The following is a 20974-nucleotide window of genomic DNA, read 5'->3' as shown; positions in this document are numbered from 1 at the left end:
CTCACGGCTTGCCTACTGCTTACCGCACTGCGAGACCAGCTTCTGCTCTTCCTCGGAGAGGCTGGGGCCGGGTGTGGGAGTGGGTGCGGTTGTGGACGGGGACGCCGATCCGGACGGCGTCGGGCTCGGCGTTGCCTTGGACGCGGCGGCGGTACGGGTGGTTCCCGTGGTGCCTCCGGCCTCGCCTTCGCCGGTCTCGGCGTTGTTCGCGTTGTCGGCCGCGCGCCGGGCTTCCTGCTTCTTGCACGCGGAGGCCTGGGTGGCCAGTTCGGAGATCTTCGACTGGGCGTCCTTGAGGCCGCCCTCGGTGATCGTGGCCTTGACCTGCTTCTGCTGGTACGACGGCAGGTACTTGAGTTCGATCTCGGGGTGGTCCTTCTCGACCTTCGAGAGCGAGACCCAGGCCAGGTCCTGGCTGATGCCCCGGTACAGCGCGACGTGCTCGTCGTTGGCGCCGACGTAGTACTGGGTCTGGGTCCAGCGGTAGCCGCCGTACAGGCCGCCGCCGATGACGGCGAGGGCGAGCGTGATGTACAGGGTTCTCTTGAACCACTTGCGGCCGGCGCTGGGCTTGACGAAGTCCTCGTCGGTGTAGCCGCCGAAGCCGCCGGTCTGGATGTAGCCGGTGGTGTCGCCGGAGCCGGGCGGGCCGAACTCGCCGCCCCCGCCGTGCGCGGGGCGCTGCCGGCCGAGCCCGGAGGCGCGTCCGGCGGGCGTCTGCATGGCGCCGCCGTCGTGCAGGTTGTGCTGGTTCTCGGCGACCGCGCCGACCACCACGGGTACGTCGGACAGCTGCCCGGCGAGGGTGTCCCCGGTGTCGAGGTCGAGGACGTCGGCGACGATCACGGTGATGTTGTCGGGGCCGCCGCCGCGCAGGGCCAGCTCGATGAGCTGCTGCACGGTCTCCTGGGGGCCCTGGTAGCTGGCGAGGGTGTCCTCCATGGTCTGGTGGGACACGACGCCGCTCAGGCCGTCGGAGCAGATCAGGTACCGGTCGCCGGCGCGGACTTCGCGGATGGAGAGGTCGGGCTCGACGTGGTCGCCGCTGCCCAGCGCGCGCATCAGCAGGGAGCGCTGCGGGTGGGTGGTGGCCTCTTCCTCGGTGATGCGGCCCTCGTCGACGAGGCGCTGCACCCAGGTGTGGTCCTGCGTGATCTGGGTGAGGACGCCGTCGCGGAGGAGGTAGGCACGCGAGTCGCCCACGTGTACGAGGCCGAGGCGCTGGCCCGTCCACAGGAGGGCGGTGAGCGTGGTGCCCATGCCTTCGAGCTGGGGGTCCTCCTCGACCATCATGCGGAGCTGGTCGTTGGCCCGCTGCACGGCGGTGCCGAGCGAGGTGAGGATGTCGGAGCCGGGGACGTCGTCGTCGAGGGCGACGATCGTGGAGATCACCTCGGAGGAGGCGACCTCACCGGCCGCCTGTCCGCCCATGCCGTCGGCGATCGCGAGGAGGCGTGGACCGGCGTAGCCGGAGTCCTCGTTGCCCTCGCGGATCATGCCTTTGTGCGATCCGGCGGCGAAGCGCAGTGACAGACTCATGCGCACCTCGCCCGTCGGCTCCGGGTACATCCGCACGGTGCCCACCCTCCGGTCGGGAGCGCGCCGCGGTCCGTCGCGTGGACCGCCGCCGCGTGCTCGCTCCGCTCGCGCCTATTCATGATGTAGCACTACTTCCGCAGCTCGATGACGGTCTTGCCGATGCGGATCGGCGCGCCCAGCGGAATCGGTGTGGGAGTAGTCAGTCGGGTCCGGTCGAGATAGGTGCCGTTCGTGGACCCGAGGTCCTCGACGATCCACTGGCCGTCCCGGTCCGGGTAGATCCTGGCATGCCTGCTGGAGGCGTAGTCGTCGTCCAGCACGATGGTGGAGTCGTGGGCCCGGCCGAGCGTGACGGTCTGCCCCTGGAGCGCGACGGTGGTGCCCGTCAGGGTGCCCTCGGAGACGACCAGTTTGCTGGGTGCGCCCCGGCGCTGCCTGCCGCCGCCGGACGGCTGCTGCTGGCGTTGCTGCGGGGGCGCGGCGGCCTGTCGGGCGGCCGCCTGCTGCTGGCGGCCGCTGTCACGCCTCGACCCGCGCTGGGTGACACGCGTACCGAACAGGTCGCTGCGGATGACCTGCACGGCCACGATCACGAACAGCCACAGTACGGCCAGGAAACCCAGCCGCATGACCGTGAGGGTCAGCTCTGACATTGCCCCCGCTTCACCCTTCGGCTTGCCGGTAAATGATGGTGGTGCTGCCCACGACGATCCGCGAGCCGTCGCGGAGCGTAGCGCGGGTGGTGTGCGTTCCGTCCACCACGATGCCGTTGGTGGACCCGAGATCCTGGATCGTCGGGGGCGTTCCGGGACGGATCTCACAGTGCCGGCGCGAGACGCCGGGGTCGTCGATCCGGACGTCGGCCTCGGTACTGCGGCCCAGCACCAGCGTTGCGCGGGTGATCTGGTGGCGTGCGCCGTTGATCTCGACCCACGCGCGTGTGCGGCCCGCTCCCGCTGTCGGCCGCTGTCCCATGGGCGGACCCGCCGGGGCGGCTCCGGGACGTCCGCCGGGCGGCGGTGCGGCGGGCATCGGGGGCGGTGCGGCGGCCGGCGGATAGCCGTAGCCACCTGCGCCCGCGCCCGCGCCGGGCCGGCCCATCGGCGGTGCCGCGGGAGCGGCGGTGCCGGGCCCCGGGCGGCCGGGGGCCTGCTGGTTGGTGGAGGAGGCGAGCGTACGGCTGCGGACCCGGTACAGACCGGTGTCCAGGTCGTCGGCCTTCTCCAGGTGCACCTTGATGTCGCCCATGAAGGTGTAGCGCTGCTGCTTGGCGTAGTCCCGCACCATCCCGGCGAGTTCGTCGCCGAGCTGCCCGGAGTACGGGCTGAGGCGGTCGTAGTCCGGTGTGCTCAGTTCCACGATGAAGTCGTTGGGTACGACGGTCCGGTCGCGGTTCCAGATGGTCGCGTTGTTGTCGCACTCGCGCTGGAGCGCGCCCGCGATCTCCACGGGCTGGACCTCGGACTTGAACACTTTGGCGAAGGTGCCGTTGACCAGACCTTCGAGACGCTGCTCGAACTTCTTCAGGACTCCCATGGGGCACCTCCTCCTAGTTGCTGCTCTGTCTGAGCCGTGCGTGCCGTACTTGGTACTGCTTACTGATCGTATCCACGCGCCGGGAAATCGGCTGGTTCCCCCTGTCAGCCCGGTCGACGGGTGTCGACGCCTGACGAAGTTCCCTGAGAAGCTCCCCTTCGAACTCCTCGGGCGTACTCAGATCGTAGAGGCGGCGCCAAACCAGTGTCCCGCACCTGACTGTGCAGCTTGCCCGCCTCCTGAGGAGATGGGCTGGACCGGTACGAGGTTGATACGTGAACCGGCACGTGTTGATACGTAGTCGCAGCCGGTCCGGCTCGGTCGGGGTGACCAGGGGCGGAGGGAAAGGGATGTGAACCCACCACCTCCAGCGTGCTAATCTTCTCGATGTCGGAAGGCCCCAGCACCGCCAGGAGCAGGGCCTGAGGACACACCCAATGCGCGGGTGGCGGAATAGGCAGACGCGCTGGATTCAGGTTCCAGTGCCCGAAAGGGCGTGGGGGTTCAACTCCCCCCTCGCGCACAACGGAGCACCGACGAGTCGGTGTCCTGAGCAGTGACGGAACGGTCCTCATCGTGATCACGGTGGGGGCCGTTCCTTTTTTGCTGTCGTGGTCGGGGCCGGAGCTGCTGGCGGTGTGATTTTCCTGTCGGTGTGAGGTCTCTCACTGGGTGGTGAGGTGGCCTGTGGGGGCGATCGACAGGCGGAAGCCGACGCCGCGTACGGCCTGGATGGTCAGGGCGTCGCCGAACTTGTGCCGCAGGGCGGAGACGTGGGTGTCCAGGGTCTTGGTGGGGCCGAACCAGTTGGCGTCCCAGACCGAGGACATGATGGTCTCGCGGGTCACCAGGACGTCGGGTCGCGCGGTGAGGAAGGCGAGCAGGGCGAACTCCCGGGGTGGCAGGGCGACTTCGGCCCCGTCGAGGAAGACCCGGTGGGCCTGTCGGTCCAGGACCACCCGGCCGGGTTCGTAGGGTTCCGGGGCGGGTGCTGGGGCGCTCGCGCGGCGGCGTCGCACCGCGCGCATACGGGCGATCAACTCCCGTGTCAGGAAGGGTTTGACGAGGTAGTCGTCCGCCCCGAGTTCGAGGCCGACGACCTTGTCGGCCTCGCTGTCCCGGGCGCTGATCATGATGACGGAGACGTCGCTGGCGGCGCGCAGCTGTCTGCATACGTCCAGGCCGTCGATGTCCGGCAGCCCCAGATCGAGCAGGACCATGTCCCAGGCCGTCCCGGCGCGCAGGGCGTCCCGTCCGGTGGCCGCCAGGTGCACGGTGTGGCCGTAACGCCTCAGGCCGCGTTCCAGTGGTTCGGCGATGGCAGGGTCGTCCTCGACGAGAAGTACGCGCATGTCGGTTCCTCGCGGTCCGTCGTTCGGTGGGGGGCTGGGAGGGCGGGGCCGGCAGGGGGCAGCGGAGGGCGTACGAGTCCGGATTCGTAGGCGAAGATCACGGCCTGGACGCGGGTGCGGGCTCCGGTCTTGGTGAGGATTCTGCCGACGTGGGACTTGACGGTGGTCGTGGCGATGGAGAGCTGTGCGGCGATCTCGGCGTTGGAACGGCCGGAGGCGACGGCGGTCAGGACGTCGCGTTCGCGTTCGGTGAGATCCTCCAGCCGGGCCTTGGGGACCGGTACCGCGGGGCGGGGGCCGTAGCGGACGGCGTGGATCAGCGCGTCGGCCAGGCGGGGGGAGACGACGGCGTCTCCGGCGGCCACGGCGATCAGGGCCGCGACCAGGTCGTCGGGGGTGACGGTGGCGGGGAGGAAGCCGTCGGCTCCGGCGCGCAGCACGTCGTAGGCGTGCTCGTCGCGGTGTGCGGAGCTGAGGACGAGGACGCGGGGCGCCGCGGAGCCGGGGGCACGGGTCTGTCTGAGGCGGCGGACGGTCGTGGTGACGCCGGTGGCGGGCAGGCCGCTGCCGAGCAGGACGACGTCCGGTCGCAGGCGTTCGTGCATACGGGCCGTCTCGGCGCCGGTGGTCGCCTCGCCGACGACGGTCAGGCCGTGCCAGGAGCCGAGGAGGGTGCGCAGGCCGAGGCGGTGCAGGGCGTGGGGGTCGGCGAGGAGGACGGTGATCATGCCGGACTGCTCCTGTGTGGGGAAGGGTGTCCACGGGGCGGTGGGAGCGGTGTGCGGGGTGCGCGAGGGCGGTCCGGTCGGGCCCCGGGCACGGGCGCTGGGCGCGTGCCCGGGGCATCGACGTACGGGTCGGACGTGGACGGGTCGGACGTGGACGGGTCAGACGTGGACGGGCTGGGGGTGGTCGTCGTTCCCCGGGCCCGAACCCGGGTGCGGGGCGGTGGACTTGGCGAGCCCCTCGCCCTCGACATCGACGTTGGGCAGGATCCTGTCGAGCCAGGCGGGCAGCCACCAGGCGGACTTGCCGAGCAGGGCCAGTACGGCGGGCACGATGGCCATGCGGACGACGAAGGCGTCGAAGAGGACGGCCACCGCGAGGCCGAAGCCGATCGTCTTGATCATGGCTCCGCTGGCGCCGATGAAGCCGGAGAACACGGCGATCATGATGACGGCAGCGGCGGTGACCACGCGCCCTCCGTCGCGGAAGCCGGTGAGGACGGCCTGTCCCGGCCCCTCGCCGTGGACGTACGCCTCCCTCATCCGGGTGACCAGGAAGACCTCGTAGTCCATGGCCAGGCCGAAGACGATGCCCACCATGAAGATCGGCATCAGGCTCATGATGGGCCCGGTCTCCTCCACTCCGATCAGGCTCGCGAGCCAGCCCCACTGGAAGACGGCGACGACCGCGCCGAGGGCGGCGAGGACCGAGAGCAGGAAGCCGAGTGCGGCCTTGAGCGGGACGAGGACGGACCGGAAGACGGCCATCAGCAGGAGGAAGGCGAGTCCGACGACCAGGGCGAGGTAGGGGACGAGGGAGTCGTTGACCTTCTGGGAGAAGTCGACGTTCACCGCGGTCTGGCCGGTGACCAGGAGCCGTGCGCCGGTGTCCTGCTCGATGGCCGTGCCGGTGTCGCGGATGTGCTCGACGAGCTTCTCGGTGGCCTCGGAGGCGGGCTTGGACGACGGGACGGTCGTGATGATCGCGGTGTTCCCGGCCTCGTTGAAGCGGGCCGGGGCGACGGCGGCCACGTCGTCGAGCTTGCCGATCCGGGTGACCACCTCGCCGACGGCCGTCTCCGGGGCCTCGTTCTTCGCCGCGTCGACCACGACGACGAGCGGGCCGTTGAAGCCGACGCCGAAGCCCTCGGAGAGCAGGTCGTAGGCGCGGCGCTGGGTGGTGTCGGTGGGCTGGGCGCCGTCGTCGGGCAGGCCCAGGGTCATGGAGGCCGTCGGGATGGCGATCACGCCGAGGCCGACGACGCAGGTCAGCAGGACGGCGACCGGACGCCGGAGCACGAACTGCGCCCAGCGCACGCCCATCGGGGGCTTCGAGAACTCCGGGGGCCTCGGAGGCTCCGGGGACCTCGCCGTGCCGCTCTCCGCCGCGTCGTCCGCGACAGCCCTGATGTCGCCCTTGTTCCTGCCGATGTTCCTGCCGAGCCTGCTGTTGTCGGCCTTCTTCCCGGCTTTCTTCTCGCCCTTCCTCTTGGAGAGCACCCGGTCGCCGGCGAAGCCGAGCATGGCGGGTACGAGGGTGACGGCGATGATCACCGCGATGGTGACGGATCCGGCGGCGGCGAAGCCCATCTTGGTCAGCATCGGGATGTTGACGACGGCGAGTCCGGCCAGCGCGATGATCACGGTCAGGCCCGCGAAGACCACCGCGGAGCCCGCTGTGCCCGTGGCACGGGCGGCGGCCTCCTGCCTCGGGTGTCCCTCGGCGAGTTCGGACCGGTAGCGGGAGACGATGAACAACGCGTAGTCGATACCGACCGCCAGCCCCAGCATCAGGGCCAACACCCCCGCGTTGTCGCCCAGTTCGAGGGGCGAGTTCAGCGCGGCGAGGGTGAGGAAGCCGATGCCGACGCCGATCAGCGCGGTCAGCAGCGACAGTCCGGCGGCCACCAGGGAGCCGAAGGTGATGACCAGGACGATCGCCGCGACGATCACGCCGATGACCTCGGCGGCGGCGCCGTGGGACGCCACCTTGACGGCGTTTCCGCCGGCTTCCACGGTCAGCCCGGACGCACGCGCCTGTTCCACGGTCTTGTCGAGCGCGTCGTGGGAGTCGGAGTCCACCTCGGCCGCGGTCACCTTGTAGGTGACGGAGATGTACGCGGTCGAGCCGTCCTTGCTGACGGCCCTGGCGGTGTACGGGTCGACCGCGGAGGCCACCTGGTCGGAGCCGCTCGCGATCTCCTTGGTGACCTTCTGGGCCTCGGCCTTGTTGGCCGCGGTGGTCATGGTCTGGCCCTCGGGGGCCTTGAAGACGATCCGGGCGGTCGCTCCGTCCGAGGCGGAGCCGGGGAACCGCTGGTCCAGCAGGTCGAACGCCTTCTGGGACTCCGCGCCGGGCAGCGTGAAGGGCAGTGCCTTCGTGGCCGGTGCGCTGAGGGCGGCGATGATGGCCGCGCCCAGCAGGGCGAGCCAGACGAGGAGGACGACGGGGCGCCGCCGGAAGGCTGTATGCCCCAGTCTGTACAGGAATGTAGCCATGGTGGTGCTCTCTCGGTCAGGTCGTTGGGAACGCCCGTCAGGGCATGAGGGCGTGCAGGGGTACGCCGACGACGTGAGCGGTGCGCGTCAGGGTCAGGTGGGGGTGTGTTCGGCCGCGCGGGGGCACGGCGAGCAAGGGAGGAGCGCCTCGGTCACACGGCCGTCATCGGCCGGAGGGCAGGGCGCGGGACGCCTACGGCACGGGGAGGCCGGGGCGGGAAAGGTGTGCTGTGCGCGCCGACGGTGGGGGAGGTCGGTGCGTGAGGACCCGGATCGTGAAGACCCGGAGACGGGTGGGTCGGACTACGGGTGGGTCGGATTTCGGGTGGGTCAGATACCCAGTGCGGGGAAGACCAGTGCTTCCATGTTCCGCCTGAGGTCGTCCTGGGTCATCGCCGTGTCGCTCAGCAGTGGGCGGGCGACGATGAGGCTGACCAGCATGGACGGGACGAGGTCCAGCGCCGGGTTGTCCGGGGCGACCTCGCCTCGCTGGACGCCGCGCCGGAGGATGGCGCCGATGTCGTCGAGGGCCGGGTTGAGCCTCACCTCTCTCAGGGTGCGACGGAGTTCGGGGTTGTTGTAGATCGCGTGGCCCACGCTCAGTTGGAGAGCGGCGTCCCGCGCGAGTTGGTTGTCGTCGGCCTGCTCCACCATCACGTACAGGTCGCCGCGCAGCGAACCGGTGTCGATCAGGCCGACCCGGGTCGGCCTGCGGAACTCCACGGCCGCGGCGACCAGTTGCGGCTTGCCGCCCCAGTCGCGGTAGAGGGTGGCCTTGCTGAACCGTGCGCGGGTGGCCACGGCCTCCATCGAAAGGGCCTCGTATCCGACCTCTTGCAGGAGGTCGAGCACGGCGTCGTAGAGCTGTGCCGCGCGCAGGGGGGTGAAGCGGCTGCCCCGAGCGGTGGACTGCTCGGCCATGACCTGCTCCTTCCCTGCGGAAAACGGTGCCGTTTTCTTCGGACGGCATCAGATTAGCGAGACCGCGAAGAAAACGGCACCGTTTCCTAAGTGACGTGAGTCACATGTCTTCGGTGGTGTCTTCGCTCTCGGAGAGCGGGCCTTCCGGGTCGGCCGCGAAGGCCGTACAGATACCGGTCGCGGCGTCGCACCAGCCACTGTCCGGCCCGGTTTCGACGAGCAGCAGCGACGCGGGGGCCGGGGGCGTGTCAGCCATTGATCCGCTCCCATGCCTGGGCGACGGCATCGGCGTACTGGGGAAGGCCGGCCGTACCGGGAACGGCCAGGCGGTTGCCGAGGACCGTGCAGGGCACTCCACGGGCGCCCAGGGCCACCGCGGCGGCGTGGTCGACCTGTACGGCGTCGGCGTGGCGGTCGGTGGCGAGCACGTCGCGGATCTCGTCGGCGGGGATGCCCGGTCTCCCGCCGAGGTGGATCAGCGTGTAGTGCCCGAACGCGTCGGGGTTTCCGCCGAACAGTTCGGCCTGCATCGCCGCCATGTACCGCGCGCCGACGCCGTGTTCGTTGCCGGGGTGGACCGGGCGCAGCATGTCGAGGGTGTTGCGCACCGGCCGGTCGAGGACGTAAGGAAGACCGTCGGCGGCGGTCTGCCCGGCGACCTCCTTCTCCATCGCGCGCGCCTGGTCGGGAGTGACCCCGAACTTCTCGACCCGGTACTCCGGGATCCAGGTGACCCGGGTGGGCACGTTCGGGTCGAGCTGCCACGTGTGCATCCTCACCTCGATGCGGGCCGCGTACGGTGCTCGCCGATGTAGCACCAGGGGCAGAGCACGTCCGCCCGCACGGCGATCGTCAGTCGAGGGGATGTCATCTCGGGCACCGCCTTTCGTCAGGTGAGCGGGGTTACTCGAGTGTCATCGGGGTGACGGGCGATCCGGCCGAGCCGGTGATGGCCACCGCCGAGGGCCTCGCCGTCGACGCCGCCGTCGACGCGCCCCGCGAAGAGCTGATGGCCGCCGCCGTCCTCGCCGCTCAGGCGGTGCCCGTCGGCTGACAGGCGACCGGGGTGAGGGACCGCCCGTCTTCCTCCCAAGCCTGGAGTGAATCGATTCATCATGTGGGCCAGTCAGGGCGCATGATCGCTGCTCGCTCTTCCCGGCAAGCAAGCAGAACGCGTCTTCGCGATCTGATCTCCCAAGCCAGAAACGTTTAAGTAACCCTATTGACTCAAGTTGCGCCCTCTCATTAGCGTGCGCCGAAACGTTCCAAACCGGCCGAGTGCTGCGGCACCTCCGGGGAGTGGGTGTCCGCGTCGTGAGGCGTGCGTGGACGCCTGTGAGCGCCTCCTGTCCCCCCCCCACAGACCTGCCAGGCAGGTTCACTGACAAGAAGGGAACGGGCATGTCTCTCAACAGGTCGGCCACGCGTCGGCAAGTGGTGGGTTCCGCTGCCGCAGCCGTGGTCATCGGTGTGGTGAGCCCGGGGCTCGCCTACGGGTCACCGTCCACGGCCGCCTCCGCCGGAAACGACTGGACGGCGAAGTGGATCGGACGGGACACCCCCTCGGTGGCGCCCGCGCTGGGCAAGCAGAACCCCGCACCGCTGCTGCGTCGGGTCTTCGGGCTGGGCAAGCGCGTCAAGCAGGCGAGGTTCAACATCGTCGGACTGGGCTACTACGAGGCCTGGATCAACGGCCACCGAGTGGGTGACCAGGTCCTGGACCCGCCGCCGTCGGCCTACGACCAGACCGCGTACTCGCGCTCGTTCGACGTCACGAAGTCGCTGCGCGGCGGGGACAACGCCATCGCCGTCACCCTGGGGCGCGGCTACCTCAGCACACCGGAGACCACTCCGACGACGCTGTTCGGCCTGTCGAAGGCCCCCTGGACACAGGAGCCCCGGCTGCTGGCGCAGTTGGACATCGTCTTCGGCGACGGCACCACAAGCCGGGTCGTCAGCGACGGCACCTGGAAGATCACCGACGGGCCCACCCGTGACGCCCTGTACTTCGGTGAGTCGTACGACGCCCGCCTGGCCAGACCCGGCTGGACGGACGCCGCCCACGACGACTCGGCCTGGGAGGCCGCACGCGTCCAGCCCGCGCCCACCAAGCAGGTGGTGCCCGCCGACATGCCACCGGTCAAGGTCACCGACACCTTCGGGCCTGTCGGCGTCACGAGGCTCACGACCGGCACCCGGGTCTACGACTTCGGCCGCACCACGGCAGGCTGGGCCCGCATCAAGGTCAGCGGCACGGCCGGAACGACGGTGACCCTCGTCTACGGCGAGCAGCTGAACGACGAAGGCACCGTGTTCCAGTCGGCCATGCTCGGTCCCGCCGCGGTCACCCACCGGGATTCCTACGTCCTGGGCGGCAAGGGAACGCAGACGTGGGAACCGAGCTTCACCCGGCACGGTTTCCGCTATGTCGAGGTGTCCACCTCGGCGCCGCTGACCTCGTTCGGGATCGAGGCCCGCGTCGCGCACACCGCGGTGGCGTCGACGGGCCGCTTCGACAGCGCCGACCCGCTGCTGAACAGGATCAACGCCATTCAGCGTGCGTCCCTGCTGGACAACATGTGGGGCATTCCCACCGACACCCCCTGGCGGGACCGGCAGGGCTGGACCGCCGACGCCTACCTCTACCTGGACTCGGCGGCCCTCAACTTCGATGTCGAGGGCCTGTACCGCCAGTGGCTGCGGACGTTCCGGGACTCCCAGCGCGCCGACGGCGCCCTGCCGGTGATCGCACCGAACCCCGGCGGCTTCCCCCTGTGGAACGACCCGTCCTGGTCGGGCACGCTGATCTCCTCCGCCTGGACCCACTACCAGCACTACGGCGACGCCGGCGTGCTCTCCGACAACTACCCGGCCATGGCGCGCTGGCTCGACCTGATGCGCACCACCATCGCCGGAACGAACGGTCTGTACACCGGCTTCTCCTTCGGCGACTGGTCACCGCCCGGTGCGGAGAACGCCGCCACCGTGGCCCTCAGGCCGCCGGAGGGCTCCCTGCTGACCGCCAACGCCGACCTCTACCACGAGGCCCGTCTCCTGGCCCGAACCGCGAGGGAACTCGGTCACTCCGGCGACGCCGCCCGGTTCGACACCATGGCCGACGCCCTCGTCGAGAAGTTCAACGAGACGTTCCTCGACGCCGACGCGGGCGTCTACCGGACGCCCGTGGAAGCCGGTTACCGCCAGACCTCCAACCTGGTGGCCCTGGCCTACGGGCTGGTCCCCGCAGAACACCACGACGCGGTCTTCGCCAACCTGGTCAAGGACATCACCGACCGCGGCGACCACCTGAACACCGGGGCCATCGGCACCAAACTGCTGCTCCCCGTCCTGACCGGGAACGGCCGCGCCGACCTGGCCTACCGGATCGCCACCCGGACCAGCTACCCCAGCTGGGGCTACTGGGTGAAGCAGGGCGCCACCACCTCGTGGGAGACCTGGTCCATGACCAAGAAGGACCTCTCGATGAACCACCCGTTCCTGGGCACGGTGGACGACTGGTTCTACCAGCATCTGGCGGGCATCCAGGCCGCCGCTCCCGGCTACGGCAAGGTGCTCGTCGCGCCGGTCGTGCCGGACGGCCTGCGGTACGCCTCGGCCCGGGTGACCACCCCGCGCGGCGAGGTCAGCGCCGGCTGGCGCCAGGAGAAGGGCCGTCTGACCCTCACGGTGACGGTGCCCGTGAGGACACCGGCCGAGGTCCGTGTCCCGGTCCCGGACGGTGCGTGGCGCATCACCGCGGGCCGGGGCGCGACCCGAGTGGAGCAGAAGGCCGGCTACGTCGTCTACCGGGTGCAGGGCGGTACGCACGTGTTCCACGTGTCCTGACCAGGCATCGGGCCCCGAGCACGCAGACGGGGGCGGGCTCGGGGCCCGGCCGGTCCAGTCGGTTCGGTCGGTTCAGGTGGACCGGCGGACGACGACCTCCGCCGAAGCCGCGCTCTCCCAGATCGTGCGGCCGAACGGAGTCCGCCGACCGTTCAGCTCCGCCTCCAGCCAGGCGCGCAGACCTGTGAGTCTGTCGGAATCGACCAGGCGTGTGGTCGTGAGCGCGGGGATCGCCAGGCGGCCTTCCACGGTGTCCTCGGCGCCGATGACCGCCACATCCGACGGGGCCCGCAGGCCGAGATCCGCGGCGGCGGCCAGTACGGCCAGCCCATGACGGTCGTCGGCCGCACAGATCGCCGAACCCCGCATCGGACCCAGCGCCGACAGGGCGGCCACCGCCTGCGGCCGGTCGAGAGGCAGGGTGAACACCTCGGGCTGCGGCATCCCCCGCCGCAGGCATTCCTCCCGTACGCCCCGGAGCCGGTGCTCGGCCACCACTCGCCGACTCGAAGGCTCCGGGAACGCGTACCGGACCCGTTCGTATCCGCGTTCCGCCAGGTGCGCCACCTGAGCGCGGCCGATCGCCCGCTCCCAGGGCCGGTCCGCCGCCTCCGGATCGGCCTCGGCGGCAGGGAACCCGAACACGTGCCGGGCTCCGGCGGCACGTATCTCCTCATGGGTCCGTACGGTCACGAAGGCGAACAGCGCGACGCCGAAGGGCTGCAACGATCGCACCACCTTCACCGCCTCCGCCTCCTGGAGCAGCGTGTGTGTCACGACGGTGTGGCCGAGATCGGACAGGGCGCCGATGACCGCACCGTTCCAGCGCTCGCTGACATCCCCCACGAAGGTCGGGTCGAAGACCGCCAGGACGACGTTCGAATGTCCGCGGCGCAGAGCGGTACCCACGGGGTTGCGCACGTATCCGAGTTCGGAGACCGCCGCGGTCACCCGCCGCTTCGTCTCCTCACTGATCGTCTGGGACTCCTTGCCGTTGAGCACGTAACTGACCGTGGCCACGGAGACCCCGCTGAGCTTCGCCACATCCCGGATCGTCGGACGGCGTACCCCGGCACCCACTGGTCCAGCCCCTCTTCTTCGACTTCAGCCAGGGTATGCGCTGCTCAACGCCGTGCGTATCGAGCGGCCGGGACGCGGGGGCTGCCGGCCACCTGGCCCGCGGCACCGAGGTACGTCCCGTGAGCCGACCCGGGGCCGAAGAGTTGTCCACAGGCTCTGACGGGATTTGTCCGGTGGCGGTACGGTCGTCGCGAGTTGATGTTGACAGTGGTGAACGAAGCGGGGGAGGCGGTCGCGATGACCGAGGTCAGTACGGAGTCTGCGGGTACCGGAGCGGCGCCGAGCCGGGCACGGGAGCTTCCCCGGGTGCGTGGCTTCGCCCAGTGGCAGGCGCAGGGCTCCTCCCCCAAGGAGGAGGGGAAGGCGCTGCGGCGGCAGGTCCCGCGGGCCGCGCACGCCTCCTTCGACTCCGGCACGGACGGTTCGCGTCCGGACGCGGAGGCGGCGGTCAGGGAGTCCAACCTCGGCCGTATCCCCGAGCTGACCCCGATAAGGGTGGGCAGGATGGCGGCCACCCCGTTCGCGTTCCTGCGGGGTTCGGCGGGCCTGATGGCGTACGACCTGGCCCGTACGCCGATGACCAGGATCCGGGCCCAGATCTGCGGCGACGCCCACGCGGGCAACTTCGGGCTGTACGGGGACGCGCGCGGCGGTCTGGTCATGGACCTCAACGACTTCGACGAGACGGTCCAGGGCCCCTGGGAGTGGGACCTCAAGCGGCTGGCCGCCTCGCTCGTGCTCGCGGGCCGGGAGGCGGGCGCGGACGAGGCCACCTGCCGTGGGGCGGCGCACGGCGCGGTCGGCGCGTACCGCCGCACGATGCGGCTCCTCGCGAAACTGTCGGTGCTGGACGCGTGGAACGCCATCGCGGACGAGGAACTCGTCTCCTACACGGACGCCCACGACCTGATCGGCACCCTGGAGCGGGTCTCCGAGAAGGCGCGGGGCAACACCAGCGGGCGCTTCGCGGCCAGGTCGACGCAGGTCACCGAGGACGGCGGGCGGCGCTTCGTGGCGGCCCCGCCGGTGCTGCGTGAGGTGCCGGACGCGGAGGCCACGGCGGTGGCGGCGTCCCTGGAGGACTACGTGGGCACTCTGTCCGAGGACCGGCTTCCGCTGCTGGCCCGGCACTCGGTGCACGACGTGGCGTTCCGGATCGTGGGCACGGGGAGCGTGGGGGCGCGGTCGTACGTCGTGCTGCTCCTTGACCACCGTGGTGAGTCGCTGGTGCTCCAGGTGAAGGAGGCCCGGCCCTCGGCGCTGGTTCCGCATCTGGCGACCGCCGGCTTCGACCCGGTGGAGGCCACGGGCGCGATGCACGAGGGGCGCCGGGTGGTGCTCGGGCAGAAGCGCATGCAGGTCGTCAGCGACATCCTCCTCGGCTGGACCACCGTCGACGGACTGCCTTTCCAGGTAAGGCAGTTCCGCAACCGCAAGGGCAGCGTCGACCCGGCCGCACTCTCCGCCGACCAGGTCGACGACTACGGCCGGATGACGGGCGCCCTCCTGGCCCGCGCCCACGCCCACAGCGCCGACCCGCGCCTGATCGCCGGCTACTGCGGCAAGAGCGACGAGCTGGACGAGGCGATGGCGACGTTCGCCATGTCCTACGCCGACCGCACGGAGGCGGACCACGCGGATCTGGTGGAGGCGGTGCGGGCGGGGAGGATCGACGCGGAGATGGGGGTGTGACGGTTGTTACGGGGGACGGGGGACGGGGGACGGGGGACGGGGGCGGGGCGGCGCGGGGTCTGTTCGGTGGCCTTGGCCGCGCGGGTGAGCCGTGGCCTACGCTGGGCGGGTGACGACCCCGGAAGCTGAGCAGTCCTCGTCCGTGCCCGAAGCCGACGGGCCGCGGGAGCCCCTTGACGCGCAGGCGCCGTCCGGCGCGGCCGAGGGCGTGGCTGAGGCGGATCGGCCCGAGGCACGGCTGGAGCGGGCCGTACGGGCCGCCGAGCAGGCGCTCATCGAGTACGAGATCGCCGTCGAGACCTTCCGTATCGAGGTCGAGAACTTCTCCCGGCTGCACCACCAGAAGCTCGGCCCGATGTACGCCCGCCTCGACGAACTGGACGCCGGTATCGCCGAGGCGAAGGCCGCGCGGACCGGCGCTCCCGAGGATCTGCTCGCGGCGCAGGAGGCACGGGCGCGGGTCATGCCGATGCCCGGTGTCGAGGAGCTGTTCCACGGCTGGATGGACTCGGAGGGACTGTTCCCGGAGGCCGTCGCGATGCTCACCGACCAGCCGGTGCGGCCTCCGCAGCGGGTCCGCCCGAGCGACGAGGCCCGCAAGCTCTACCGCGAACTGGTCCGCAAGGCCCACCCGGACCTCGCGCAGGACGAGGAGGAACGGGCGCGGCGCGACGAGTTCATCTCCCGCGTCAACGCCGCCTACGGGCGGGGCGACGAGGGGCTGCTGCGGGAGCTGGCCGAGGAGTGGGCGGCCGGCCCGGCACCCGCCGAGTGGCAGCCGAGTCACAGCGAGGAGCTGTACGCCCGCCTCGAATGGCTTTCCCAGCGCAAGGAACTGCTCACGCTGGTCGCCAGTGAGCTGGAGGAGGGCGCGATCGGCGCGATGCTGAAGCTCGCCCCGGACGACCCCGACCGTCTCCTGGAGGAGATCGCCGAGCAGCTCCTGGCGCAGGTCGCGGAGCGTGAGAGGGAACTCGCGGAGTTGCTGGAGCAGTGACCTGGGTATCGTCGGGGACATGAGTTTCGGAGCTGGTGTGCCCACGGTCGAGGTCACGGACCTCAAGGACGGCGACTTCCTGCTGGACGTCCGCGAGGACGACGAGTGGCAGGCGGGTCACGCCGAGGGGGCGTTGCACATCCCGATGAGCGAGTTCGTCGCCCGTTACGGAGAGTTGACCGAGGCGGCACCGCAGGACGGCCGGGTCAATGTGATCTGCCGTTCCGGTGGCCGCTCGGCCCAGGTCACCAACTACCTGGTCCAGCAGGGCATCGACGCGGTGAACGTGGGCGGCGGTATGCAGGTGTGGGAGGCGGCGGGCCGTCCGGTCGTGACCGACGAGGGTGCGCCGGGCTTCGTCGCCTGAACCCCGTATCCCGGCCCCTGTACCTGTGACGGCCCGCCGCCGGGTTCAGCCCAGTTGGTGGGCCGCCAGCAGGTCGCCCAGGGCCTCCTCGTGTGCGGCGGCCGGGCCGAGTGACAGCTCCAGGTACTTGGCCCAGGCGTGGAACCGGTGCAGCGGATAGTCGGTGTCGGCGCCGAAACCGCCGTGCAGGTGCTGCGCGGTCTGCACGACCCGTCGTACGCCCTCCGAGGCCCAGATCTTGGCGACGGCGACGTCCCCGGACACGGGCAGCGCGCCCCCGGCCCCGGTACTGATCCGCCACGCGGCCTGCCACAGCGTGACCTCCATCGCGCGCAGGTCGATGTACCGGTCGGCGGCCTGCACGGCGACGGCCTGGAACGTCGCCAGCGGATACCCGAACTGCTCCCGCTTGCCGGTGTAGTCGCTGGTCATGCCCAGCACCGCCGTCCCGAGCCCGAGCGCCAGCGCGCACGTCCCGACGGTCAGCAGATCGCGCAGCCACGGCCAGGCACCCTCGGCGTCCAGGACGTACCGATCAGGCAACCGCACCGAATCCAGGCGCAGTTCGCCGAGCCGCTCACCGGCGGTGGATATCTGCTCGCCGAGGACGACGCCTTCGTGGATCCGGGGGACCAGGGCGAGGACGGTCCGGTCGGCGCCGGTGCGCGCGGGTACGAGGACGAAGTCGGCGTTGTGCGCCCAGGGCACCGCCGTCTGCGTGCCGTCGAGGACCCAGAGGTCACCGTCCCGCCCGGCGGTCACGGCGAGTTCGGCGGGGTCGTGGCCGGTGCGGCCGTGCGCGGCGACGGTGAGCACGAGTTCGCCGGTCCCGGCCCGGCGCAGCACCTCGTCCCGCACCTCCTCGTCCCCGTACGTCTGTACGGCCGCCATGGCCGCGCAGCTCTCCAGCAGCGGGACCCTGGCCAGCACCTTCGCGGACTCGCGCAGCACGAGGCACAGGGCGATGGCGTCGAGGCCGGCCCCGCCGAACTCCTCGTCGAGCAGCAGACTCAGCAGATCCGCACCGGCAAGCTTTTCCCACAGGGCCCGGTCGAAGTCGTCCGCGACGGCGCCCGCGACGAGTGACGGACTGGGCACCGAGTCCGGCGCGACTCCGCCGAACACCGCCAGGGCCGCCTCGACCGCCGCCTGCTGCTCCTCGCTGAACCTGAAGTCCATGGTGCTGTCCTCTCGGGGCGGGGCCGGTATCTGACGGGGCGTCAAGATAGAACAGGTTCTAGAAGAAGGGAACGGACGGAGGGCGAGGGCGTGGGGCGAGTGCACCGACCGATCGTTCGGTTCGCCCGAGTCGATGATCCGGCGGTGGGTCGTAGGGTGTCAACGGCTGTGGACAACTCCCCGGGCCGTCCCTCGCGGGTGCGGTGTGCAGGTCGTGCAGGTGTGCTGAGGGGGCTGCGCAGGGAGGGTGGGCCTGAGTACCGTGCCCGTGCGCACGCCGTGTCGTGGGGTGCGTGGGACCGGGTATCGGGAGACGGGGCGGAATGGACGCGTACGAGGCAGGCTCGGACGCCCGGCACGGGCGTGACGCGCCCGACGGGGCCGAGGGCTCCGCGCCCGACGGCCCCCCGCCGTCGCCCGGGTCCGGCCCGCCGGAGGGTGACAGCGCGTCTCCCCTCGGCTCCCCGGCCCCCGACGGTTCCCGGGAAGCGCCCCGCCCCTCGCTGGCCGCCCTCTCCCTCCCGTACCAGATTGGCGCCGCCCTGGCCCTCGCGGTCGTCGCCGTCGCCGCGTGCGCGCACCTCGGGATGGTCTTTCTGCACGTCGCGCCCTCGAACACGGTCACCAAGGCGCACGCGCGGACGATCGACGACTGGATCTACCCGGAGTTCGAGCAGAACTGGAAGCTGTTCGCCCCCAACCCGCTCCAGCAGAACATCGCTGTCGAGGTCCGCGCCGATGTCCGCACCGCGGACGGCGGGGCCCGTACGACCGCCTGGTACGACCTCTCCGCGCTGGACGGCGAGGCCATCCACGGCAATCCGGTGCCGAGCCACACCCAGCAGAACGAGCTGCGCCGGGCCTGGGACTTCCTCGTCGCCTCGCACGACGCCCAGAACCGCCCCTCGGGCCTGCGCGGGGCCCTCGCCGAGCAGTATCTGCGCCGCATCGTCGTCCTGCGCCTCGACCGCGAGGACGCGGCCGGCCCCGGCGGCACGATCGACCGCGTCCAGGTCCGCTCCCGCAGCAGCAACGTCCGGCCGCCCGAGTGGAGCCAGGAACAGGTGCAGGTGCCCGAGAAGCCGACGTACCGCGTGCTGCCCTGGTGGCCCGTCCCCGACGACGAGGAGGCGGCCCGGGCGGCGGGCGCCGCCGACACGACGCGGGCGGACGCCTCATGACCCGCCCCGCGCCGGCCGCTGCCCGCTCGCTGGCCCGTTCCGTCTCCCTCGGCATCGGGCGGGTCACCGAGAACGCCCTGGGGCCCTACCAGGCCGCCGTCGTCCGGATCGGCTTCTCGGCGACCTGGCTGCTGTTCCTGCTGCGCGAGTTCCCGCACCGACAGGAGCTGTACGGGCCCGACGGCCCCTGGAGCTGGGATCTCGCCCAGCAGCTCACCGCCGACAACGGCGCCTTCACCGTTCTGATGTGGTCCGGCAGCCAGATCTGGTTCGAGCTGGTCTACGTGCTCGCCGTGCTCGCCAGTCTTCTGCTGCTGCTCGGCTGGCGGACCCGCACCGTGTCCGTGGTCTTCATGGTCGGTGTGCTCTCGCTCCAGAACCGCAGCATCTTCGTGGGCGACGGCGGCGACAACGTCCTGCACCTGATGTCCCTCTATCTGGTGTTCACGCGCTGTGGCCAGGTGTGGTCCCTGGACGCCCGGCGCGCCCGCGAGGCACGCGCGCGCGTGCTCTTCGACCCCGCCCCCGACCGGGTGGGCCCGGCGCTCTGGACCGTCCTCGGGCTGCTCCTCGTCGCCGGTACCGCCGCAGGCAGGCTCGACGGCGACCCGCTGGTCCCGGTGATCCTCTGGGGCATGTGGCTGGCGCAGGCCGTGTGGTGGGCCGTGTCGCGCCGGGGGCGGGGCGGGGAGCCCCGGATGCTGCTCGACATCGTCGGCAACCTCGTGCACAACGCGGCCCTCTTCGTGATCATGGCCGAGGCCTGTCTGATCTACGCGACGGCCGGCTGGTACAAGATCCAGGGCTCGCGCTGGCAGGACGGCACCGCCGTCTACTACCCGCTCCACCTCGACTACTTCTCCCCGTGGCCCGCGCTCTCCGACCTGATGTCGTCGAGCGGCACCATGGTGATGCTGGTGACCTACGGGACGGTGATCGTGCAGGTCGCCTTCCCCTTCACACTGTTCAACCGGCGGGTCAAGAACGTCCTGCTGGCCGTGATGATGACCGAGCACGCCGTGATCGCCGTCGTCCTCGGGCTGCCCTTCTTCTCGCTCGCGATGATCGCCGCGGACGCCGTGTTCCTGCCGACCTCCTTCCTGCGCCGCCTCGGCGACCGGGCAGCACGCGCGCGCGTGCGCCTGGTCTCCCGGCTGCGGGGCCACGGGCGTGCGGAGCCGGACCCACCAGCTTCCGGGGCGGCCGACGAGCCCGCCGCGGACGAGTCGGCGGAACCCCCGCACGTAGGCTTCAAGGCATGACGGAAGCGGCGACAGGGCCCGTGGTGGCCGAGTGGCACCGGCTCGTGGGCTCCTCCGTCCTGCTCGACGGCTTCCACGCCCTCAAGCACGCCGTCCGCTTCGGCGCGCGGATTCCGGTGGCCGTGACCACGGACCGACGCGCGACGCTCGCTCTCGCCGACGAGCTGGCCCCGGACGTACGGGACACCCTGGACGCCCTGCTGACCGAGGTCCCGGAGACGGCGTACACGTCCCTCGTGCCGCGCCCGCACCCCACCGCGGTGGCCGCCCTGGCCGTACGGCCCTCCCGCGCGGCCCATCTGGAGGTGCTCGCGCGCACACCCCGGACCGCACCCGTCGTCGTCCTCGACAACCCGCGCAACCTCGGCAACGCCGGGGCGGTGATCCGGCTCGCGGCCGGGTTCGGCGCGACCGGGGTCGTCACCACCGGGACGCTCGACCCCTGGCACCCCACCGTCGTACGCGGTGGGGCGGGGCTGCACTTCGCGACCGCCGTGGAGCGGCTGACGGTGGCCGAGCTGCCGTACGGGCCGGTGTTCGCGCTCGACCCGGAGGGCGACGACATCCGGGGCCTGAAGCTCCCGGACGACGCCGTCCTCGCCTTCGGCTCCGAGCGCAGCGGGCTGTCACCCGACCTACGCGCGCGTGCCGACCACCTGGTGTCCCTCCCGATGCGCCCCCAGGTCTCCAGCTACAACCTGGCGACGAGCGTGGCCATGACGCTGTACCACTGGAGCGTCACGAGCGGCGCGGCCTTCTGAGCGGTGCGGAGCCACGCCCTTACGGGGCGCGGGGAAC

Annotated in this window: 19 protein-coding genes and 1 tRNA gene; 9 read left to right on the top strand and 11 right to left on the bottom strand. The window is 71.1% G+C overall.

Annotation, left to right across the window (positions count from 1 at the left end):
- Positions 1-12 precede the first annotated feature (12 nt).
- The 3 genes from OG787_RS23950 to OG787_RS23940 all read right to left on the bottom strand — a co-directional run bounded on the left by OG787_RS23950 (position 13) and on the right by OG787_RS23940 (position 3075).
- Positions 13-1569: a Stp1/IreP family PP2C-type Ser/Thr phosphatase gene (locus OG787_RS23950; protein ID WP_405540571.1), complete on the bottom strand. Its 1557-nt coding sequence runs from the start codon at positions 1567-1569 to the stop codon at positions 13-15.
- 98 nt (positions 1570-1667) lie between these two features.
- A complete protein-coding gene (locus tag OG787_RS23945) occupies positions 1668-2192 on the bottom strand; it encodes an FHA domain-containing protein (protein WP_164315837.1) in 525 nt (174 codons plus the stop codon).
- A 10-nt stretch (positions 2193-2202) separates the two neighbouring features.
- Positions 2203-3075 (bottom strand): FhaA domain-containing protein, encoded by an 873-nt coding sequence (locus OG787_RS23940; RefSeq protein WP_369029163.1) that lies wholly within the window; start codon positions 3073-3075, stop codon positions 2203-2205.
- A gap of 439 nt (positions 3076-3514) precedes the next feature.
- Between OG787_RS23940 and OG787_RS23935 the strand changes: the two genes are divergently transcribed.
- Positions 3515-3598 (top strand) — tRNA-Leu (locus OG787_RS23935).
- A gap of 142 nt (positions 3599-3740) precedes the next feature.
- On the opposite strand, the gene OG787_RS23930 is transcribed toward OG787_RS23935, so the two are convergent.
- The 6 genes from OG787_RS23930 to OG787_RS23905 form a co-directional block, all read right to left on the bottom strand.
- Positions 3741-4427, bottom strand: a complete 687-nt coding sequence (locus tag OG787_RS23930) for a response regulator transcription factor (protein ID WP_405536332.1) — start codon at positions 4425-4427, stop codon at positions 3741-3743.
- Positions 4367-5155, bottom strand: coding sequence for a LuxR C-terminal-related transcriptional regulator (locus OG787_RS23925; protein ID WP_405536331.1), 789 nt, complete (start codon positions 5153-5155; stop codon positions 4367-4369). The genes OG787_RS23930 and OG787_RS23925 overlap by 61 nt, the downstream gene beginning before the upstream one ends.
- Before the next feature lie 159 nt (positions 5156-5314).
- Complete coding sequence (locus OG787_RS23920; protein ID WP_405536330.1) at positions 5315-7651, bottom strand: MMPL family transporter; 2337 nt, start codon at positions 7649-7651, stop codon at positions 5315-5317.
- 330 nt (positions 7652-7981) lie between these two features.
- Positions 7982-8572, bottom strand: a complete 591-nt coding sequence (locus OG787_RS23915) for a TetR/AcrR family transcriptional regulator (RefSeq protein WP_405536329.1) — start codon at positions 8570-8572, stop codon at positions 7982-7984.
- A gap of 100 nt (positions 8573-8672) precedes the next feature.
- Positions 8673-8828, bottom strand: coding sequence for a hypothetical protein (locus tag OG787_RS23910; protein ID WP_369029168.1), 156 nt, complete (start codon positions 8826-8828; stop codon positions 8673-8675).
- Entirely contained in the window at positions 8821-9345 is a 525-nt protein-coding gene (locus OG787_RS23905; RefSeq protein WP_405536328.1) for a DsbA family protein, read from the bottom strand. Before OG787_RS23905 ends, OG787_RS23910 begins: the two co-directional genes overlap by 8 nt.
- A gap of 149 nt (positions 9346-9494) precedes the next feature.
- Here OG787_RS23905 and OG787_RS23900 point away from each other — a divergent pair, with 149 nt between their 5' ends.
- Entirely contained in the window at positions 9495-9626 is a 132-nt protein-coding gene (locus OG787_RS23900; RefSeq protein WP_405536327.1) for a hypothetical protein, read from the top strand.
- Positions 9627-9973: 347 nt separating this feature from the next.
- Positions 9974-12418, top strand: coding sequence for a family 78 glycoside hydrolase catalytic domain (locus tag OG787_RS23895; protein WP_405536326.1), 2445 nt, complete (start codon positions 9974-9976; stop codon positions 12416-12418).
- Positions 12419-12490: 72 nt separating this feature from the next.
- Here the strand turns inward: OG787_RS23895 and OG787_RS23890 are convergent, their stop codons facing one another.
- The gene (locus OG787_RS23890; RefSeq protein ID WP_405536325.1) at positions 12491-13462 is read right to left on the bottom strand and encodes a substrate-binding domain-containing protein; all 972 of its coding nucleotides are present in this window, start codon (positions 13460-13462) and stop codon (positions 12491-12493) included.
- 273 nt (positions 13463-13735) lie between these two features.
- On the opposite strand from OG787_RS23890, the gene OG787_RS23885 reads away from it, so the two are divergent.
- From OG787_RS23885 to OG787_RS23875, 3 genes are all read left to right on the top strand, one after another.
- Entirely contained in the window at positions 13736-15190 is a 1455-nt protein-coding gene (locus OG787_RS23885; protein ID WP_405540570.1) for a DUF2252 domain-containing protein, read from the top strand.
- Between the two features lie 109 nt (positions 15191-15299).
- Positions 15300-16187 (top strand): hypothetical protein, encoded by an 888-nt coding sequence (locus OG787_RS23880; RefSeq protein ID WP_369029173.1) that lies wholly within the window; start codon positions 15300-15302, stop codon positions 16185-16187.
- Positions 16188-16224: 37 nt separating this feature from the next.
- Positions 16225-16554 carry a rhodanese-like domain-containing protein gene (locus OG787_RS23875; RefSeq protein ID WP_369029269.1) on the top strand — a complete coding sequence of 110 codons (330 nt, stop codon included), beginning with the start codon at positions 16225-16227 and terminating at the stop codon, positions 16552-16554.
- A 45-nt stretch (positions 16555-16599) separates the two neighbouring features.
- On the opposite strand, the gene OG787_RS23870 is transcribed toward OG787_RS23875, so the two are convergent.
- Positions 16600-17733, bottom strand: coding sequence for an acyl-CoA dehydrogenase family protein (locus tag OG787_RS23870; protein WP_369029174.1), 1134 nt, complete (start codon positions 17731-17733; stop codon positions 16600-16602).
- Between the two features lie 323 nt (positions 17734-18056).
- On the opposite strand from OG787_RS23870, the gene OG787_RS23865 reads away from it, so the two are divergent.
- Genes OG787_RS23865 through OG787_RS23855 form a run of 3 tightly spaced genes read left to right on the top strand, consistent with a single transcriptional unit; the run spans position 18057 to position 20937 of the window.
- On the top strand, positions 18057-18914 hold the full coding sequence (locus OG787_RS23865) for a DUF5819 family protein (protein ID WP_405536324.1): 858 nt from the start codon (positions 18057-18059) through the stop codon (positions 18912-18914).
- Positions 18911-20176 (top strand): HTTM domain-containing protein, encoded by a 1266-nt coding sequence (locus OG787_RS23860; protein WP_405536323.1) that lies wholly within the window; start codon positions 18911-18913, stop codon positions 20174-20176. Before OG787_RS23865 ends, OG787_RS23860 begins: the two co-directional genes overlap by 4 nt.
- Positions 20173-20937 carry a TrmH family RNA methyltransferase gene (locus OG787_RS23855; protein WP_405536322.1) on the top strand — a complete coding sequence of 255 codons (765 nt, stop codon included), beginning with the start codon at positions 20173-20175 and terminating at the stop codon, positions 20935-20937. Before OG787_RS23860 ends, OG787_RS23855 begins: the two co-directional genes overlap by 4 nt.
- Positions 20938-20974: the final 37 nt, after the last annotated feature.

It is taken from the genome of Streptomyces sp. NBC_00075 (assembly GCF_045041225.1).
Classification (GTDB): Bacteria; Actinomycetota; Actinomycetes; order Streptomycetales; family Streptomycetaceae; genus Streptomyces; species Streptomyces adonidis.
Note: the sequence above shows the minus strand (reverse complement) of the source record. Positions and strands in the feature narration are given on the sequence as shown.

Bases quoted from the DNA above. Each gene is read 5' to 3' on its own strand.
- OG787_RS23910 (WP_369029168.1), bottom strand. From the start codon at position 8,828: ATGGCTGACACGCCCCCGGCCCCCGCGTCGCTGCTGCTCGTCGAAACC.
- OG787_RS23920 (WP_405536330.1), bottom strand. From the start codon at position 7,651: ATGGCTACATTCCTGTACAGACTGGGGCATACAGCCTTCCGGCGGCGC.
- OG787_RS23930 (WP_405536332.1), bottom strand. From the start codon at position 4,427: ATGCGCGTACTTCTCGTCGAGGACGACCCTGCCATCGCCGAACCACTG.
- OG787_RS23855 (WP_405536322.1), top strand. From the start codon at position 20,173: ATGACGGAAGCGGCGACAGGGCCCGTGGTGGCCGAGTGGCACCGGCTC.
- OG787_RS23905 (WP_405536328.1), bottom strand. From the start codon at position 9,345: ATGCACACGTGGCAGCTCGACCCGAACGTGCCCACCCGGGTCACCTGG.
- OG787_RS23860 (WP_405536323.1), top strand. From the start codon at position 18,911: ATGACCCGCCCCGCGCCGGCCGCTGCCCGCTCGCTGGCCCGTTCCGTC.
- OG787_RS23895 (WP_405536326.1), top strand. From the start codon at position 9,974: ATGTCTCTCAACAGGTCGGCCACGCGTCGGCAAGTGGTGGGTTCCGCT.
- OG787_RS23925 (WP_405536331.1), bottom strand. From the start codon at position 5,155: ATGATCACCGTCCTCCTCGCCGACCCCCACGCCCTGCACCGCCTCGGC.
- OG787_RS23950 (WP_405540571.1), bottom strand. From the start codon at position 1,569: ATGTACCCGGAGCCGACGGGCGAGGTGCGCATGAGTCTGTCACTGCGC.
- OG787_RS23940 (WP_369029163.1), bottom strand. From the start codon at position 3,075: ATGGGAGTCCTGAAGAAGTTCGAGCAGCGTCTCGAAGGTCTGGTCAAC.
- OG787_RS23945 (WP_164315837.1), bottom strand. From the start codon at position 2,192: ATGTCAGAGCTGACCCTCACGGTCATGCGGCTGGGTTTCCTGGCCGTA.
- OG787_RS23915 (WP_405536329.1), bottom strand. From the start codon at position 8,572: ATGGCCGAGCAGTCCACCGCTCGGGGCAGCCGCTTCACCCCCCTGCGC.
- OG787_RS23885 (WP_405540570.1), top strand. From the start codon at position 13,736: ATGACCGAGGTCAGTACGGAGTCTGCGGGTACCGGAGCGGCGCCGAGC.
- OG787_RS23865 (WP_405536324.1), top strand. From the start codon at position 18,057: ATGGACGCGTACGAGGCAGGCTCGGACGCCCGGCACGGGCGTGACGCG.
- OG787_RS23870 (WP_369029174.1), bottom strand. From the start codon at position 17,733: ATGGACTTCAGGTTCAGCGAGGAGCAGCAGGCGGCGGTCGAGGCGGCC.